This window comes from Rhizobium sp. BK313 (assembly GCF_014193655.1).
Classification (GTDB): Bacteria; Pseudomonadota; Alphaproteobacteria; order Rhizobiales; family Rhizobiaceae; genus Rhizobium.
In genome coordinates, this window is record NZ_JACHZQ010000002.1 from 90,778 (window position 1) to 106,216 (window position 15,439).

At 57.0% G+C, this 15,439-nt stretch carries 16 protein-coding genes and 1 pseudogene; 5 read left to right on the forward strand and 12 right to left on the reverse strand.

Translation table 11 applies throughout. The features are described from left to right. Positions 1–27: 27 nt before the first annotated feature. The 3 genes from FHT86_RS12805 to FHT86_RS12815 are packed head-to-tail and all read right to left on the reverse strand — an operon-like array spanning position 28 to position 4,948. The gene (locus FHT86_RS12805; protein ID WP_133707202.1) at positions 28–1,332 is read right to left on the reverse strand and encodes an HlyD family type I secretion periplasmic adaptor subunit; all 1,305 of its coding nucleotides are present in this window, start codon (positions 1,330–1,332) and stop codon (positions 28–30) included. Further along, positions 1,329–3,482, reverse strand: coding sequence for a type I secretion system permease/ATPase (locus FHT86_RS12810; RefSeq protein ID WP_133707203.1), 2,154 nt, complete (start codon positions 3,480–3,482; stop codon positions 1,329–1,331). Before FHT86_RS12810 ends, FHT86_RS12805 begins: the two co-directional genes overlap by 4 nt. 29 nt (positions 3,483–3,511) lie before the next feature. Continuing rightward, entirely contained in the window at positions 3,512–4,948 is a 1,437-nt protein-coding gene (locus FHT86_RS12815) for a TolC family outer membrane protein (RefSeq protein ID WP_183868796.1), read from the reverse strand. An 802-nt stretch (positions 4,949–5,750) separates the two neighbouring features. Here FHT86_RS12815 and FHT86_RS12820 point away from each other — a divergent pair. Next, positions 5,751–6,497: a hypothetical protein gene (locus FHT86_RS12820; protein WP_312862308.1), complete on the forward strand. Its 747-nt coding sequence runs from the start codon at positions 5,751–5,753 to the stop codon at positions 6,495–6,497. Positions 6,498–6,945: 448 nt separating this feature from the next. Continuing rightward, positions 6,946–7,395: a hypothetical protein gene (locus FHT86_RS12825; RefSeq protein ID WP_133707206.1), complete on the forward strand. Its 450-nt coding sequence runs from the start codon at positions 6,946–6,948 to the stop codon at positions 7,393–7,395. On the opposite strand, the gene FHT86_RS37980 is transcribed toward FHT86_RS12825, so the two are convergent. The 3 genes from FHT86_RS37980 to FHT86_RS12840 form a co-directional block, all read right to left on the reverse strand. Further along, a complete protein-coding gene (locus FHT86_RS37980) occupies positions 7,366–7,605 on the reverse strand; it encodes a transposase (RefSeq protein ID WP_312862361.1) in 240 nt (79 codons plus the stop codon). The two genes, FHT86_RS12825 and FHT86_RS37980, sit on opposite strands and share 30 nt — an antisense overlap. Before the next feature lie 313 nt (positions 7,606–7,918). Beyond that, positions 7,919–8,278: a hypothetical protein gene (locus FHT86_RS12835; RefSeq protein ID WP_246779492.1), complete on the reverse strand. Its 360-nt coding sequence runs from the start codon at positions 8,276–8,278 to the stop codon at positions 7,919–7,921. Positions 8,279–8,413: 135 nt separating this feature from the next. Beyond that, the gene (locus tag FHT86_RS12840) at positions 8,414–8,740 is read right to left on the reverse strand and encodes a transposase (RefSeq protein WP_246779493.1); all 327 of its coding nucleotides are present in this window, start codon (positions 8,738–8,740) and stop codon (positions 8,414–8,416) included. 144 nt (positions 8,741–8,884) lie between these two features. Between FHT86_RS12840 and FHT86_RS12845 the strand changes: the two genes are divergently transcribed. After that, positions 8,885–9,253 carry a hypothetical protein gene (locus FHT86_RS12845; RefSeq protein ID WP_133707208.1) on the forward strand — a complete coding sequence of 123 codons (369 nt, stop codon included), beginning with the start codon at positions 8,885–8,887 and terminating at the stop codon, positions 9,251–9,253. Here the strand turns inward: FHT86_RS12845 and FHT86_RS12850 are convergent. Next, positions 9,254–9,699 (reverse strand): annotated as a pseudogene (locus FHT86_RS12850) (Fic family protein); the annotation flags it as partial. A 451-nt stretch (positions 9,700–10,150) separates the two neighbouring features. Here FHT86_RS12850 and FHT86_RS12855 point away from each other — a divergent pair. Both FHT86_RS12855 and FHT86_RS12860 read left to right on the forward strand, forming a co-directional pair. Continuing rightward, the gene (locus FHT86_RS12855; RefSeq protein WP_246779494.1) at positions 10,151–10,771 is read left to right on the forward strand and encodes a GGDEF domain-containing protein; all 621 of its coding nucleotides are present in this window, start codon (positions 10,151–10,153) and stop codon (positions 10,769–10,771) included. A gap of 123 nt (positions 10,772–10,894) precedes the next feature. Next, a complete protein-coding gene (locus FHT86_RS12860) occupies positions 10,895–11,401 on the forward strand; it encodes a helix-turn-helix domain-containing protein (RefSeq protein WP_246779495.1) in 507 nt (168 codons plus the stop codon). Positions 11,402–11,435: 34 nt separating this feature from the next. Here the strand turns inward: FHT86_RS12860 and FHT86_RS12865 are convergent, their stop codons facing one another. The 5 genes from FHT86_RS12865 to FHT86_RS12885 form a co-directional block, all read right to left on the reverse strand. Beyond that, on the reverse strand, positions 11,436–11,621 hold the full coding sequence (locus FHT86_RS12865) for a GMC oxidoreductase (protein WP_133707847.1): 186 nt from the start codon (positions 11,619–11,621) through the stop codon (positions 11,436–11,438). Between the two features lie 106 nt (positions 11,622–11,727). Continuing rightward, positions 11,728–12,093, reverse strand: coding sequence for a hypothetical protein (locus FHT86_RS12870; protein WP_133707211.1), 366 nt, complete (start codon positions 12,091–12,093; stop codon positions 11,728–11,730). Between the two features lie 75 nt (positions 12,094–12,168). Beyond that, positions 12,169–12,696 carry a universal stress protein gene (locus tag FHT86_RS12875; RefSeq protein ID WP_133707212.1) on the reverse strand — a complete coding sequence of 176 codons (528 nt, stop codon included), beginning with the start codon at positions 12,694–12,696 and terminating at the stop codon, positions 12,169–12,171. A 238-nt stretch (positions 12,697–12,934) separates the two neighbouring features. Next, complete coding sequence (locus FHT86_RS12880; RefSeq protein ID WP_133707213.1) at positions 12,935–14,389, reverse strand: GntP family permease; 1,455 nt, start codon at positions 14,387–14,389, stop codon at positions 12,935–12,937. Between the two features lie 3 nt (positions 14,390–14,392). Further along, positions 14,393–15,433 (reverse strand): patatin-like phospholipase family protein, encoded by a 1,041-nt coding sequence (locus FHT86_RS12885; RefSeq protein ID WP_133707214.1) that lies wholly within the window; start codon positions 15,431–15,433, stop codon positions 14,393–14,395. Positions 15,434–15,439 lie beyond the last annotated feature (6 nt).

The window sequence follows — 15,439 nt, forward strand, 5'->3', positions numbered from 1 at the left end:
TTCCGGCCCCTTTGCGCATAGCCGCCCTCACCGTTCCGTCAGCGCTTCGGAGCGCGCCTTGTTGATTGGCTTCATCAGATAAGCGAGGATCGCTTTGCGGCCGGTGATAATCTCGGCCGAAGCTACCATGCCGGGGATGATCGGATTGCGCTTGCCGTCGCGCTCCAGCTCCGACTTGTCGGTTTTGATGCGCACGACGTAGTAGGTCTCGTTCTTGTCCTTATCGACAAGGCTGTCGGCGGAGACGTTGACAACCGTACCGTCCAGCGCGCCGAAGATCGAGAAGTCGTAGGCCGAGATCTTGATGACCGCCGGCTGGCCGACGCGCACGAAGGCAACGTCGCGCGGTGAAATCTTCGCCTCGATCAGCAGATTGTCGGCTGTCGGCACGACTCCGGCGATGACCTTGCCGGCGTCGACATAGGCGCCGATCGTATTGACCTCCAGCGTATTGACGATGCCGTCGACAGGGGAACGGATATCCGTATGCTTCACGCGGTCGGATGCCCCGCGGATCGTCTCGTCGACGACCGACAGCTCCGACAGTGCCTGCCCCTTGTCGGTCAATGCCTGCTGGCGTAGCTGCAACCCGAGGTCGTTGACCTGCAGCGTCGCCTCCTTGATGGCCGCCTGCAGGCGATCCAAACTTTCGACATAGACTTTTAGCTGACCCTGCAGGTCGACCAAGTCTCGCTGGACCTTCAGGATTTCAGTTTCGGCGACGAGCTTCTTCTCGCCGAGCGGCTTCAGCAGATCATACTGCTTCTGGGCGCCGACGATATTCTGCGTCAGTCGGTCTATGTTGGCATGAGCCTCGTCCAGCTCGTTCTGATGCTGCTTCAAACGCTGATCGAGAACATCGAACTTGTTCTGATAGGCGGCACGATCCGCCTCGAAGAGCTTTTCCTCGTTGTCGCAGACATCCTTGGCGGTGGCCAGAATATCGGCCGGGCAGATGAATTGTGCGTCGTAGGTGCCCGCCTCCTCTAAGGCGAGGCGCTCGACCTTGGCACCGAGAGCGCGGGCCTTGGCCACCGACTCACCAAGCGTCGATTCCGTCGTGGTATTGTCGAGCTGCACCAGAAGATCGCCCTTATGGACGACCTGGCCGAGATTAACATTGATCTCCTGGACGATGCCGGGCTCGGACGACTGTACGATCTGCGTCTTCGATACGGGTATCACCTTCCCCTCGCCGCGTGCGATCTCGTCTATGTCGGCCAAGGCCGCCCAGGCGATGAAAGCGGCGATCATCAAGGCGCAGATACCGAGGATCAGCCGGGCGAAAAACGGGGGGTTGTCGTGGATATTGCGACGATGAGTACGCATCATGACCCCGCCTTGCGCTGCATCGCCTCGATGACGGCGTGCTTCGGTCCATCGGCAATGATGCGGCCCTTATCGATGACGATCAGCCGGTCGACCAGCTCCAACATGCTGTGGCGATGGGTCGCTACCATCAGCGTTGTTTCCGGACCGAAGGCATTCGTCAGCTTGTTGATCAGGTGCCGTTCGGTCGCCAGATCCATCGCCCCGGAGGGCTCATCGAGGAAGACGATCTTCGGCCGGGTCAGGAGCAGGCGAGCGATGGTCAACGCCTGCTTCTGGCCATTCGAGAGGTTCGAGCCGCGCTCGCCAACCGGCATGTCGAAACCGCGCGGGTGCACGGCGACGAATTCCTCGACACCCGTCATACGCGAAACGGCCAGCAGCTCCTCGTCGCTGGCATCGGCCCGGCCGAGCAGCAGGTTTTCCTTCACTGTGCCGGAAAACAGGTCCGACGACTGACCGGCGACAGCCACGGCGGCACGTACCTCCGCCACGTGATACTGGCGGATATCGACGCCATCGATCAGCACGCGGCCGCTGGCCGGCTGGAAAAGTCCGTCGAGCAGCCGGCCGAGCGTCGTCTTGCCCGAACCGATGCGGCCGATAATCCCGATCTTCTCGCCCGGCGTGACCGTGAAGGACAGCTGATTGATGACTGACTGGTCGGAATCCGGATACTGGAAGGAGACATTCTGGAAGCTGAACCCGCCACTGCGGATCTGCCGGTTGACGAAGCCGACAGTCGACGGGCGGTCATCGGGCTGTTCCATGATCTTATCGAGAATGCGCAGCGACATGGTGGCCTGGCGGAAGCGCGCCAATGTCATGGCGATTTGGCCGAAAGGTGCACCGGCACGGCTCGCCAGCATGACGGTCGCGACGATCGCGCCCATGGCAATTTTTCCATCGGCGAATTCATAGGTGCCCGCCACGACGATGAACACGCTAACCATCTGCTGCAACAACATCGTCAAGTTGATGGCGTTGGACGAGATGTGCTTGATGTCCTCGCTGGTGCGGCTCGAATATTTCGTCAGCTCTTGCCAGCGTCGCAACATGGTCGCCTCGGCTCGCAGGCTCTTCAATGTCTCTATCGTCGAAATGGTCTCGACGAGCATCGACTGGCGACGCGACGCTTCATTCGTCGCAGTCGCCATGCGCTTGCCAATCCGAGCCTGGGCCACGAGGCCGATCACGACAGACAGAACGAAGGCGACGGCCGGAATAACCACCAGCCAGTCGGCGATCATATAGATGACGATAAGGAAGATGACGACGAAGAGGCTGTCGATCAGCACGCCAATGGTGTTCGAAGTGAAGAATTCGCGCACGAATTCATATTGCGTCACCCGGTTGGCATATTCGCCCGTCGACATCGGGCGGGACGCCAGCGTCGAATTCAAGATCTTGTCGAAGATCAGCTGCGATAGACGCATGTCCGCCTTGCGGCCGGCATAATCTATCAGCGACGCGCGGGCCGTCTTCAGCAGGAAATCGAAGAGATAGGCCAGCGAAATGCCGACAGTCAGCACCCAGAGCGTTGGAAACGCCTTGTTCGGCAGCACCCGGTCGTAGACATTCATGGTGAAGAGCGGTGAGGCGAGCGCGATGACGTTGATAAACAGCGCCGCCAGCATGACTCGGGCATAGGTGCGCCAGTAGGGCACCAGCGTCGTCGCCAGCCAATGACGCTTCTCGATCTCCATCGCATGACCGACTCGCGCTTCTTCCGAAGCATTCTGATAGAAGAGCGTGAAGGCAAAGGCTGCCTGCGGATTGAGCGCGGCAAGCTCGTCCCGCGTCAGGCGAAGCGACGTCCCGGCCGTTGGCGCGACGTCGATGACATAGGAGCCGTTTTCTGCCATTTCGAGCAACGGGAGCACGCCGCCACCTGCAAAGGTGACGATGGCGGGACAGTCAAAATTGCCCAGCCGGCAATCGCGCTCTTTGTGACTCAGCACCTGCAGGCCGACGCGTTCCGATAGCCGCTCTACATCGTCCTGCTCCATGGCTTCCAGAACCTCGTCCGGAACACCCGAAAACAGCACCGTATCCGAGCTCGGACGGCCGTAAAACGCAGCGACCGCTTTAAATGCCGACTTGAAGGACTGCAGCGATACGCTCGCAGACACGTCAGGTGCTACGTTCAACATGGAGTATTACCCAATCCGGATCGCGACGATTAACGAATCGGCTCGAGCAGATCCATCGGCAAGCCGGGCTTCTGGTGCGAGTCGTATTTGACATAGCCGGGATCAGCCGTGTTCGACGAAACCCCAAACTGATCACGGGCATAAGGAGTCGCCTGATCCACCGGCTTCAACTTCATCGTCGACAATAAACTGCCCGATGCGGCAAGGATCTTGTATTCGGCGAAGAGCGAGGCGACGTCTGCCGTCTTGGCCAAAACCTCGGTGTTGAAGCGGGTGTTCTGGGCATCCAACAGATCGAGCAGCGAACGCTGACCAACCTTAAATTGCTCACGATAGGAAGACACGAGCTGGGCGTTTGTCTTTTCCTGACCGTCCAAGATACGCGCAAGTTGGGCCTGATTGGTGCGCTCGCTCCAGGCGGAACGAACAGACTGATCGACCTCGCGATAGGTCTGACTCAACGCAAAACGCTGTTCGGCGGCGCGACGGACCAGTTCCTGCTGATGGGCAGTATCTATGCCGCCGTGATAGAGGTTCCATTTGGCGACGACACCGACCTGTACGTCATTGGTGTTACCCTTGTTACCGTCAACATCGTCACCAATGCGGGCGCTGCCGACAAGATCCAACTTCGGCAGGAAGGCAGCCCTGGAACCGCGGACATCGGCGTCAGCCGCATTGACGTCAGCTTTACCCGAGGAAATCTGCGGATTATTCTTTTGGGCGATAAAGACAGCGTCATCCAGGGTCTTCGGCAGGTAATGGGCCACAGAGGCCGGACGCTGCGCATTGCTGATCGGCTCGCCGACGACCTGAAGGTAGCGGATCTTCGTCGCATCCAGTTCCTGCTTGGCTTCCTGAAGACGGGCATTGGCCGCCTGCAGGCGCTCGCGGCCCTGAAAACGGTCGGCATCGGTAAGGGCACCGCCCTTGATGCTATCCTCGATGTTGCCGACCATCTGCTTATGGAAGGCGACGTTCTTTTCCGCCGCCGCGACGATTTCCGTCTGCAGCATATATTCGAGATAATTCTGGGTCACTTCAAGCGCCAAGGCTTCCGAGCGCTGCTGGACGCGAAAGGATGCGCCATCGACACGAGCCGCCTGCTTGTCCTTCTGTGCCTTCCGGTCCCCGCCGTCAAACAACGTCTGCGTAATAGTCAAGCTTGCATCGGCCGGATTCAGGTAATCCGTGCTGGAGTTCAAAGCTCCGGACGTGGTGTCCGACAGTTTACGACGACCATAACCTGACTCCAGATCGACAGATGGCAGGTAAAGTCCCCGCGCCTGACGCAATTCGAACTCGGTCGCCTCGCGATCCTGGGCAGCCTCCATGATCTGCGGATTGGTTTTCATCGTCTTGTCAATTGCCTGCTGCAATGTTGTAGCGTAAGCAGCACCACTCAATAAAGAACTAATGGCTACCGAAGTCCCGATCGCCCGAATCAATCGCTTTCCATAAGTCAAAATGGTAACCTTCCCCTATAACAATGCTTTTCTAATATAGAATATACTTTCTAAAGCTTATTCATCTATTAGACCTAGACGAAATCACGTCTGCAGCAAAGTAGATTCGCACCTATTTCTCTGAAACAGTTAATATCGCGGCGCGCAAGCCTTAGTGCCAACAATTTTCTGACCATTTTTGAACTGTTCACAGACGAAGCAAGAATGTTGGTAGTGTTTGCGATCACCCCAATTTTGAGCGTTGCTCTGCCAAATATATTTGTTCATCATTATGGGTCCGCCGTGAGGCAGAGTCCCAACTCTTACTGACTCATGCCCAGACTGTCACCAAAAACAGAGCGGCCGGCTAAACGTGGGCAACAGTGATGTAAAGCGTCAGTCCTGCATCTGGTCAAAGGATGTCGCGTGGGTTGTCTGCTGCCGCCGAAAACCGTTTCCTTATATAGTTAAAGTACGGAAATATAAGTGTTTCGCTAAGCAGATTAACCTGTGAGCATCAAGTAGGCTCGGCGAATATGATGCAGATCACCTGCTGACAATCTCATTGAGCGAGAATAATTGGGATGCTCAAATTTTCGTTTTATGCTTCGGAGCATTATCATGGGATAAATCCCCTTGCACAAATACCATACAAGCAGCTTTGATCATGCTGCTAAGCGGCCTCGAGAAAGAATGAATTGCAACACGCATGGTCCTCACGGCAAGAGAACTTCATCGCAACAAAAATTTTCTATCGGCCATATTGCGGAGCTCACATGAGCTTATACCCATCTACCACTGGAACCCAAGCGTAGCGTCGATAATGGCGTCACAGCAAAGATGGCTTTTGGCCCACTCGGGCTTTGCCTTATTTCTCGGCTGTCCGGACGATCCGACGCCAGGGCTTTATAGCGGCCGTTTTATGGATTTCGCCATGAAGCACCGGATAGCTAGCCGCAATACTGCGGCTACCTTCCTAAAGGAGATGTTGGACCAAAAGCTCGTCCGGCCTGCCCGAGCCAGTCCAGATCGCCGCATCACGTTACTCGAGCCCACCGAAATAGCTTTAGAATACATGGCAAAATGGGTTCACACGCATCTCGCTTCTCTGGACTTCCTGGATGGTGGAAAAAGAATGGCGAAGGTCGCCGTCGATATGCAGGCTGTCTGGCGGATGCAACCAGTCATTGCCAACAGGATGCTGAACAGCAGAATACTTCGACATCCGGGAGTGACCGTTAGCCTGTTCAACTCCGCGACCTCCGGCGGAATGGTAATGGACCATCTCGTGTCGCAGATAACCAGCCTCAATCCATCGGAACACAGGGTGCTGATCGGCGAAATTTCCCCCAAGGCAATATCAAGCCAATTCATGATTTCGAGCACGCATCTAAAGCGCCTGCTCAAACAAGCTGCGCAAATCGGCAGCGTCGGCTGGGCTGGTGCGCCCGGAAAGAGTACCTTTTGGCTTTCTCATAGGTTCGTTTCGGAGTATTTACGCTATCACGCCGAGAAATATGCGATGATAGACGCCGTCAGCCAAGCGGCGCTCAATCAGTCGGACATATGACAATATATAAAAGCGCCTCTTGATGAGTCGAATCCGAAGTCGTACAGCATTCATGCACTTGGGCCAATGAAACATTCAGTTCATGGCCAACCCCTCCGCAAAAACCATCCATTGCCGCTCCGGAGATCGGAACAAATCGCCAGGCGAACAACGGCCACCGGAGAGCAGAGGCGACCGAATCAGTGTCGCGCGATCAATATGTTTTCTGACCAGAACGTTATCGTTGCAAACTCCAGCTCTTGAGAGGATTCAAACCTGCGACCCGCGAAGCTTTTCATCAAGTAACAGGTAGAGGATCAGTGCCTTCGCTTAGGATAGCGATGTATCTGCGATAGGTGAAAACACGGCCACGTTTACGGCCTGTCACTTCCTCGACAATCCCTAAACGCTCTAGGTCTTGTTGACAAAGTGCTGTTGCCGGTGCGATCCCTGGCGTTAGGGGGACGCCATGGCAACGCTTAGGATTTACGATCTGAAACGAAACGTCCTCGCTCTTGATCTCAGAGACCTACTGCGGCTTTTGGCACCTCGGTCTTTAGAGGCAAACTGGACAGTTTCGACCGTCAAGTCATCCAAACCGGGGCACGAATGGTTCGAGGCCACAGGTGAAGGCGGTGAGCGACTGGAGGAATTGGCGCAGTACGACGCCCGAGTTTCTGGCCGCGACCTAACAGTCTTAGCCGAGAAGACGCGGCAGGTTATCTGGGGCGAGTTTGTCGGCTGGGGACCGACGCAGTCAGACAAGAAATGGGTTACGATCCGAGCTGTCGACAGCACGTTCTACGAGATCGACACCGATGATGAGACGGCGTTGAGTAAGATCAGTTCGACCTACAATGATGTCCGAACCGGAGAGGCTGCGATTACATCATGGCTTGCGGACCGTTCCGGTCAATGACAGCCAGACGCGAACGGCAGCCAGAGCAAGGAAAGCAGCGAACGACCTTGCCGTTTTATGGTAGCGGGTGGCTATGCGCCGGAACTGCTTGAGCTTGTTAAAGAGGCGCTCGATACGGTTTCGATCCTTATAAGCCCGAAAGTCACAGGCGGGCGGGTCTTTCCGGTTGGCCTTCGGTGGGATGACGGGCCTGATCCCGTGGATCAGCAGTTCTTCGCGTAGCTAGTCGTTATCATAGCCTTTATCGTCGAGAAACAATCTCGGTTTGCCGACCGGCATTCCCAGCAAGCCTGGAATGACACTGTAGTCCGATGCTTCGCCACCCGTCAGGATGAAGCCGAGAGGCCGTCCTTGACCGTCTGCACGGGCGTGGATTTTTGTCGTAAAGCCGCCGCGTGATCGTAAACGGTGTCCCGGTCACACCTCGACCAAGATGCTTTAGGCATTTCGAAGATTGCCGTCATGACGGCACGGCTGCTTCACGCTAATTGCGGCCATCAGAGCTAGTCAAGGAAAGGTGCTGTCACTGCTTGTCGACCAGAAGAGGGGCTGCCAAAGGTTTAGGTTTGTTGCCCTTGTAGAACATCAGTCGCGCCAACTTACAGTAGCTATCAAGATCGCTTTTGGCGTCCTTCTCAACCCGCGCCATCTCAGGCTGGAAATTGGGATCGAGGGGCGGATAAACTCCGGTAGCGTATTCGTATCCCAAGAAGAAATCGGCGTTTAACTCGAGTTTCCCGCAGTACATGCCTGCAACGACCGCGCCAGCGGCGTAGGACAGAAACTGCTCCCTATTCAGTATTGGATGGGGCTGCGGTTCCTGGGCCACTGCCGTCGAACAACTGATCGACAATCCAGCGAAAACCAAAATTGCGCTTTTCAAACGGCATCTCCCACGCATTGTTTTGTTCTCACAATGTCTTGCAATAAATCGGTTAAATAGGTCTCAACCAATGCCGTAATGGTCCAGACTGGACCTGCCGTCTACGACGCGCCACGTGATCGACCAAAAGCCTCTTTATAAGTCCCCCTTTAGCGCCCGCCGCCTGAGAGTGGCCTCGACCGTGGTACTGTCGATCATGTGCTGCCAGTCATCGGTCAATCCCAACTCGACGAGCGCCTCGAGCAAGGCATCCCATACACCTTGGTCGGCCCAGCGTCGAAATCGCACATAGACCGAGTTCCATTTCCCATATCGCTCATGCATGTCAGGCCACGGGCACCCGACGCGCAAGGCGTGCAGCATTCCATTCAAAAACATCCGGTTATGAAGAGCGGGTCGGGCTTTCCGGCCGCGCTCTGCTGGTAACAATGCCCCGATGATCCGCCATTCCGCATCGCTCAAATCGCCTCTCGCCAAACCGACCTCCTAAAAGGAAGTGTTGAATCATGCTTCAGGTGATTTGCGAATTGCAGGAAGCGAGATAGCCTTCGCCAGCAATAGTGTTACCGTCAGACGGCCGACTTGGCCGCAAAACGGGAGACGCCCTTGAAAGACAATTGGCGGAGTTTGACCGACAACGAAAAACGTATTGTCAAAAAGCTCTTGTTCGGAATGGACATATCGCCCGCATGGGAACTTCAAGGGTATGTCGGCCAGGTGATCGATGAATATGGATCACTGGCACTGCTACCTCTCGATGGCAACCAGCTTCCCAACAGCATGAACCCACGCTTGGTTGCCTCGGGATATTTTGACGACGACAATCAGTTGGCAGTTATCGGGCCGATGGTCGAAATACTACTATTCGAGAAGAATGGCGTTTTGAGCGAACTTCAAATCCTCCGTAGCGACGGCTCAGCGCTCAAACGGCATATCGATCCCGAAAAGATATTCATGATCGAGCAAAGGCGGTGACCTGCGCCGCCGCCACCATCTGACTTTGTCAACAGGGCCTAGATCGCTGAGTGCCGCGTTGACAGTCGGCGCGGACAGACCTGTCATTTGAACGATCTGATTTGCTGTATGGAAGGGATTTTGCTGGAAGAGCTCATGAATACGAAGGGAAGATCCGGCTCTGTCGCTTTCGGTTGTCTGCTCCCGGTGTTCCTTGAAAGATCAACGATCTGAGTGGCTGCTCCAAATGCTTGTTTGGCAGTGTCGGCAACACCTGTCAGGAAGAAGTCTAGCAAAGCCTCCCAATTTCCATGCTCACGGACCTCTTGCAGCAATCGATAGTATTCTCTCCGATGGGTCTTCAGGTAAAGACTGAGGTAGAGCAAAGGCTTACGCAGAACGCCGTTCATGCAGAGGTAGAGGGTCACAAGTAGACGGCCGATCAGACCATTGCCATCAAGAAATTGTAAATAAGCATCAAGTAACGACCCCAGACACTGCAGCGAAAACAATTGCTTGTTGTGCCTATCGGCGTCGTGACCCCATGCCGATTCACACGCTGAAGATGAAACACGCCCAGGACATGGATCGAGATGAAGCGCTGGGGTTCTGTCGCAAACCGGGCACCAAGCGCAAACGACGGTTCCGGATATCCGTTCGAAGACAGTTCATTCGTGAAAACAACTGTGCAAAGCAACAAATTTTACGGGATTTCTTAAGCCGGTTTTTTTGGGCCTCTGTTTAGCTAACGCAGCATTACAGAACGGGTATAATTCCGATATGATTCTACAACAGCGACATCCCTCCGCCACCATTTTCAAAGCTCTGCGGAGGGCCACGCTCGGCGCGCTTTGCGCCGTGGTCGGTTCCGTTGGTCTTTTACTTATATTAAACCTATTGATGCCGGATCGACCATTTTTGGTCGGATTTGTCGGTGCAGCACTTATTTCCGCATTTGTGGCCTTTCCGCTGCTTTTTGCCTTGCAGCTCAACAACAGCGTCGTCCGCAAGATGCAGGAAAACGTCACCCAGGCGGCGCGCCACGACAGCGTGACGAAGACGCTGAACGGCGCCGCCTTTGCCGCGGCCGTCGAGCACTTTATCGACCGGCGCAAGCATACCGCCACCGATGCCGGCGGCATCGTCATCGCCGTCATCGTCGATACGCTCGACGACATCGGCCGCCGGTACGGGCCGCAATGGGCCGACATCGTGATGCAATCGCTTGCCTCGATCATCAAGTCCTCGGTTCGTCGTGGCGATCTCGTGGCGCGGCTTGCAACCAACGAACTCGGCATCTTCCTGCCTGGCGCCACGGTCGGGGACGCCCGCGACATCGGCACCCGCATCCGCACGCGCGTCTCCGCGGCCACCTTCAGCGCCGACGGCGGGCCGCTTTCCGTCTCCATCCGCCTCGGCGGCACCTCCTTCGACGGCCCGGCCGACTTCAACCAACTCCGCCAGCTCGCCGGCCAAATGGCCTTCGAGCGCGGCGACGAGAGCGACGACATCCCGATCAGCGCGCTGCCGGCCGCATGAGGCTGGCGACCCCACCGCCGCGGCAGCGGCGGCCTGGGGTTGGCCCTCTGGATCCGCCGAGGCTGATCAGGCCTTGAGGGATGAGATGTCGGTGTGGGGTCTCGTTAAATGCGAGAAACGACCTTGGAAATCATCGCTCCAGTTGGCATTTTTATCCTCGCCGCCGTCCTCAATGACCAAGTCTATCTTCAATCCGCCAGAACATTGGAACCATCCAACATTCTGATGATTCCCGCAGAAAAAGTGCGCATAGCCATGGAGACCGATCAAGCCTTCATGCGTGCAATCGTAATGGAACTGGCAGCAAGCTATCGCCGGGCAATCAAGGACCTTAAAAGCCAGGAATTGCGGACCGGCGCCGAACGGCTGGCAAACTGGCTCTTGCGCACGCAAATGGACCAGGCGCGCCATGGTTTGGTGGAAATTCCCGTGGAGAAACGTGTGCTGGCTTCGCGCCTGGGGATGACACCGGAAAACTTGTCGTGCGCCTTTCTTACCCTCCGGTCTTACGGCGTGAAGGCGCATGGTTCACGTGTAGAGATCGCCCAACTTCGAGCACTTCTCGATTTCGCAAAACCTGATCCGCTGGTCGAAGACCCTGAGAATATCGTTCGTTTCGACCTCGACTAGAAGCGGCAGCTTTCGAACAAGGAATGCCATAGGCTCAAACCCTTGCCAGGTCCGAATTCAGATGATCGGCCAGCCTTATTGCAAAGGCTAAGATCATTAGTGTGGGATTTGCGTGGCCGCTGGTTGGGAACACTGAACCGCCGGCAACATAAAGGTTAGGTAAGCCGTAGACCCTATAATTCTGGTCGGCACGCCGTTTCTCATCCGCTGCCGCGGACATCTTCGACACGGGGTATCGCTCGGGCGATCCATGCCGGAGGCAAGTTGGCCGGCATAAACCCTGGTTCCTAAGCGCCCAAGCAACTCACGCACACGGTCCGAGCACATCACATCAGACTTCTGCCGAAGGGACCGATGTACTCGGTGCAAAGCCCGTTCACTCGTGCCCGGCCGAGGAAGCTATTTGCCGCCTGGAGCGACAATGTCAGTTCATCTCTGTCGATGGCAGGCCCATTGGCTCGGAGCCAGGCATTGCCTCTTTGCGTCAGGATACGAAGACGCCAATTGCCGGTGTCGATCTTTGTCAATTGAAAATCGGCCTTCTCAAATGAGGCAAATGAGTCTGAAGTCTCCGTCGACCAATGCGCGTCCATTGCTGTTCCTCCGTTTCGCATCGACGCGCAGAAAAGAAGCAGGTTCTCCCAGCCTCGTCTTTGAGCAAGATCAAATATAAAAATTTCGAAATCCAGCAATTAGCTTCAGTTACTGCGGAGGGCTACCACAGATAGGAAAATTAACCCTCCGCGACCTAAACGCAGTACGCGCGACTACCGGACAGTCACGCAGGTAACCGGGCTAAGCTGGGCAATCTTGGTGGATACACTGCCGAGCACTAGTTGCGACAGGCTCGAAAGGCCCCTCGCTCCACAGACGACGAGGTCGGGACGCTCCTCCTGGACTACCTTGGCGATCTGTTCGACGGCATCGCCTTCCATGAGATGTGTTGAAACTTGCTCTACGCCGCGCGCCTTGACGACGGAGCTGGCTCTGTTGAGAATTTCAGTGCCGAGAGCCTGCAAGACGCGAATGGAGGCTGGATCCGTCGCCGAAAATCTGACTGGAAGACCGGGCACGAGTTGGGCAGAGGCCAGAGAGTCTCCGCCGTCCTGACGATGTAAATCATCGAGATGCTCTGTTTCCACCATGCGTCGGAGATCGTCGTCGATCTCACCGGAAAGCATCACATGCACCAAATGGACCTCGGCCTCGTGCCGCGCTGCAAGATCGGCACCGATCTCGACCGCCTTCTGTGCATGAGCGGACCCATCCGTGGCAATTAGGATTTTCTTAAACATGTCATTTCCTCCCAAGCCGGTTTCATTGCAGACAATGGCCGTGCAGATTCCTGTTAGAGTGACGCCTTCCTGTGCAGACTGCGTTGAGGCGGATCAAAGCTGATCGATATTTCCGATCTGACGCCAACCGCTTAGCGGCCCCGGTCTGCACCCAAGATATGATCCGCGTTTAATGTTAGCGCATGCTGGGCGTTGAATCCAACGGCGCCCTGCGCAGGCTTCCCGTTCAGAAGAAGTATCAGAATGACCCGAGAATGGTCCCCAAAACGATGACTGCGATCAGTGCCAGGATCGCTCCAATAATTCCGACAACAACGATGTCGCGGTAGCTTTCACCGTGTGTCGACCCGCAAACGGCAAGCAGCGTAACGACTGCCCCATTGTGGGGCAGGCTATCCAGTGTGCCTGCCCCGATGACCGCGACGCGGTGCAACAGAGCCGGGTCGAGACCTGTTTCCTGCGCGCGCATCAGGTAGGTACTGCCAAGCGCATCGAGGGCGATCGTGAGGCCGCCCGAGGCGGAGCCGGTGAGCGCCGCCAGGATATTGGTGGCCACCGCAATCGAGACAAGCGGTCCCCCACCGATACCGAGCACCCAATCGCGTACAATGGCAAAGGCAGGCATTGCCGCGACAACCGCTCCAAAGCCTACCAGACTGGCGACGGAGACCGCCGGAAGGACGGACGCGTTGGCGCCTGCGTCCATCGTCGCGCGTAACGCCGGCAATCGGCGGAAATTCAACACGACGACAGTCGCGACCGCGGCTGACAGCGCCGTGACGACGGCCCACACACCGCTCACCGCGGAACGGGAGGTTCCGCCCCATCGATCTTCCGAAAGAAACCCGAGATCAAGCGACGGCAGGATTAACAGTGACATGCTGAGATTGACAAGGATAACCACAGCGAGTGGCAACACCGCGAGCAGGATGGGTGGTGAAGCTTTGGCATGCCGGCCGTGCCCGATTTCGGCGGGGTCGAACTCCCTACCGACCGAGGCGCGTTCGCGCAGCCGGTCGTCGGAAGCGAGATCTTCGGGTGTCGCGGGCATGCCCTCACCGAACCCTTCGCCCGACACGCGCGCAGCCGCCTCGATGCGACGAAGCCACCATAGGCCGAAGCAGAGCATGATCGCCGAAGCGATGATGCCGAGTCCTGGCGCAGCAAACGGCGTCGTACCGAAGAAGGGCATCGGGATGGCATTCTGTATCGATGGCGTTCCTGGAAAGGCCGACATAGTGAAAGTGGATGTTCCAAGCACGATCACTGCGGGCATCAGCCGCCGCGGAATGCCCGCCGACCGGAACAGTTCCTGCGCCATCGGCGCGAGAACGAAGAAGGCAACAAAGAGGCTGACACCGCCATAGGTGATCAGCGCACCGGCGATGACGACGGCGAGGATTGCGTGGTTCTTGCCGAGGCGCCGCATCATGAAATTGGCGATGGCGGTTATTGAACCGCTGTCCTCCATCAGTTTGCCGAAGAGCGCGCCGAGCAGGAACAGCGGAAAGAACTGCGCAAGGAAATGTGCGGCACCGTTCATGAAGGTCTGGGTCCAGTGGGCCAGCACTGGTTCGCCGGCAAAGAGCGCGGCGACGAGAGCGCCAAGCGGTGCCAGGAGCAGCACGCTCCAGCCCCGGAAGGCGAGCCAGACCAGCAGCCCGAGCCCAATCAGTATGCCGAGAAGCCCCACCCGTCAGACCCCTTCCAGCAAGATATCGAGATCAAGCGACGAGCGGCGACCGAGATCGTCGCCATGGGCGTTCAGAAATGCATCGGCGGACCTGCGCCCCTCGTTGTGCAGCATGGTCAGAAAACCCCATTCCGCATTGAGTTTTGACGAGTAGCCGAGGTCAGTCATGACGTCGCTCGCGACCCTGTGGATGCGCATCGACGCCCAGCGCGCGCCCTCATCGTCATCCAATTGGGCGACCTTTCGTAGCAAGGCGATCATCTTCAGTTCCTTCAGAAGGACTGCGTTGAAAGAGACTTCGTTGATGCGATTGAGGATCTCGCGTGCGGACCGAGGTGAGCCCGGCCGTTCAACCGGATTGATCTGCACGAGGATGGTGTCCTGCAATGTGCATTCGCGGACCAGCGGCGTGATCGTCGGGTTGCCGGCGTAACCGCCGTCCCAATAGGCTTCACCATCGATCTCAATGGCTTGAAACAACGTCGGCAGGCATGCAGAAGCAAGCAGTACGTCCGGGGTCAGCCCGCCGTTGCGGAAAACACGGCCGCGGCCGGTGCGGACATTCGTTGCCGTCACGAACAGTTTGATTGGACTGGCCGCGAGCCGCTCGAAATCGACGGTCTCTGCCAATATGGCGCGGAGCGGGTTGGCGCCGGCAGGATTGAGATCGTAAGGCGAGAACACACGCGCCATCATGTCCATCGCCATGAAAACCGGCGAGTGGTCGAGCGTCCAGCGACCGAGTAGGAAGTCGAGCGGACCGCGTTGAAAGGGACTGAAGCGCGCCGCCTCGGATACCTTGCGCCAGAATGCCTCCAGCGCCTCACGAGCGCCTGCGGCGCCGTTGACGGTATAGCCGTGCGCCATGACCGCCGCGTTCATGGCTCCGGCCGAAGTGCCGGAAATCCCCTCGATCAGCAGCCATGGCTCCTCCAAAAGGCGGTCGAGGACACCCCAGGAAAAGGCACCGTGGGCGCCGCCGCCCTGAAGGGCTAGGTCGACGCGGAGCGGCTCCCGTTGCATTGCCTTCGCAGCTGCCAGCATCAGCCT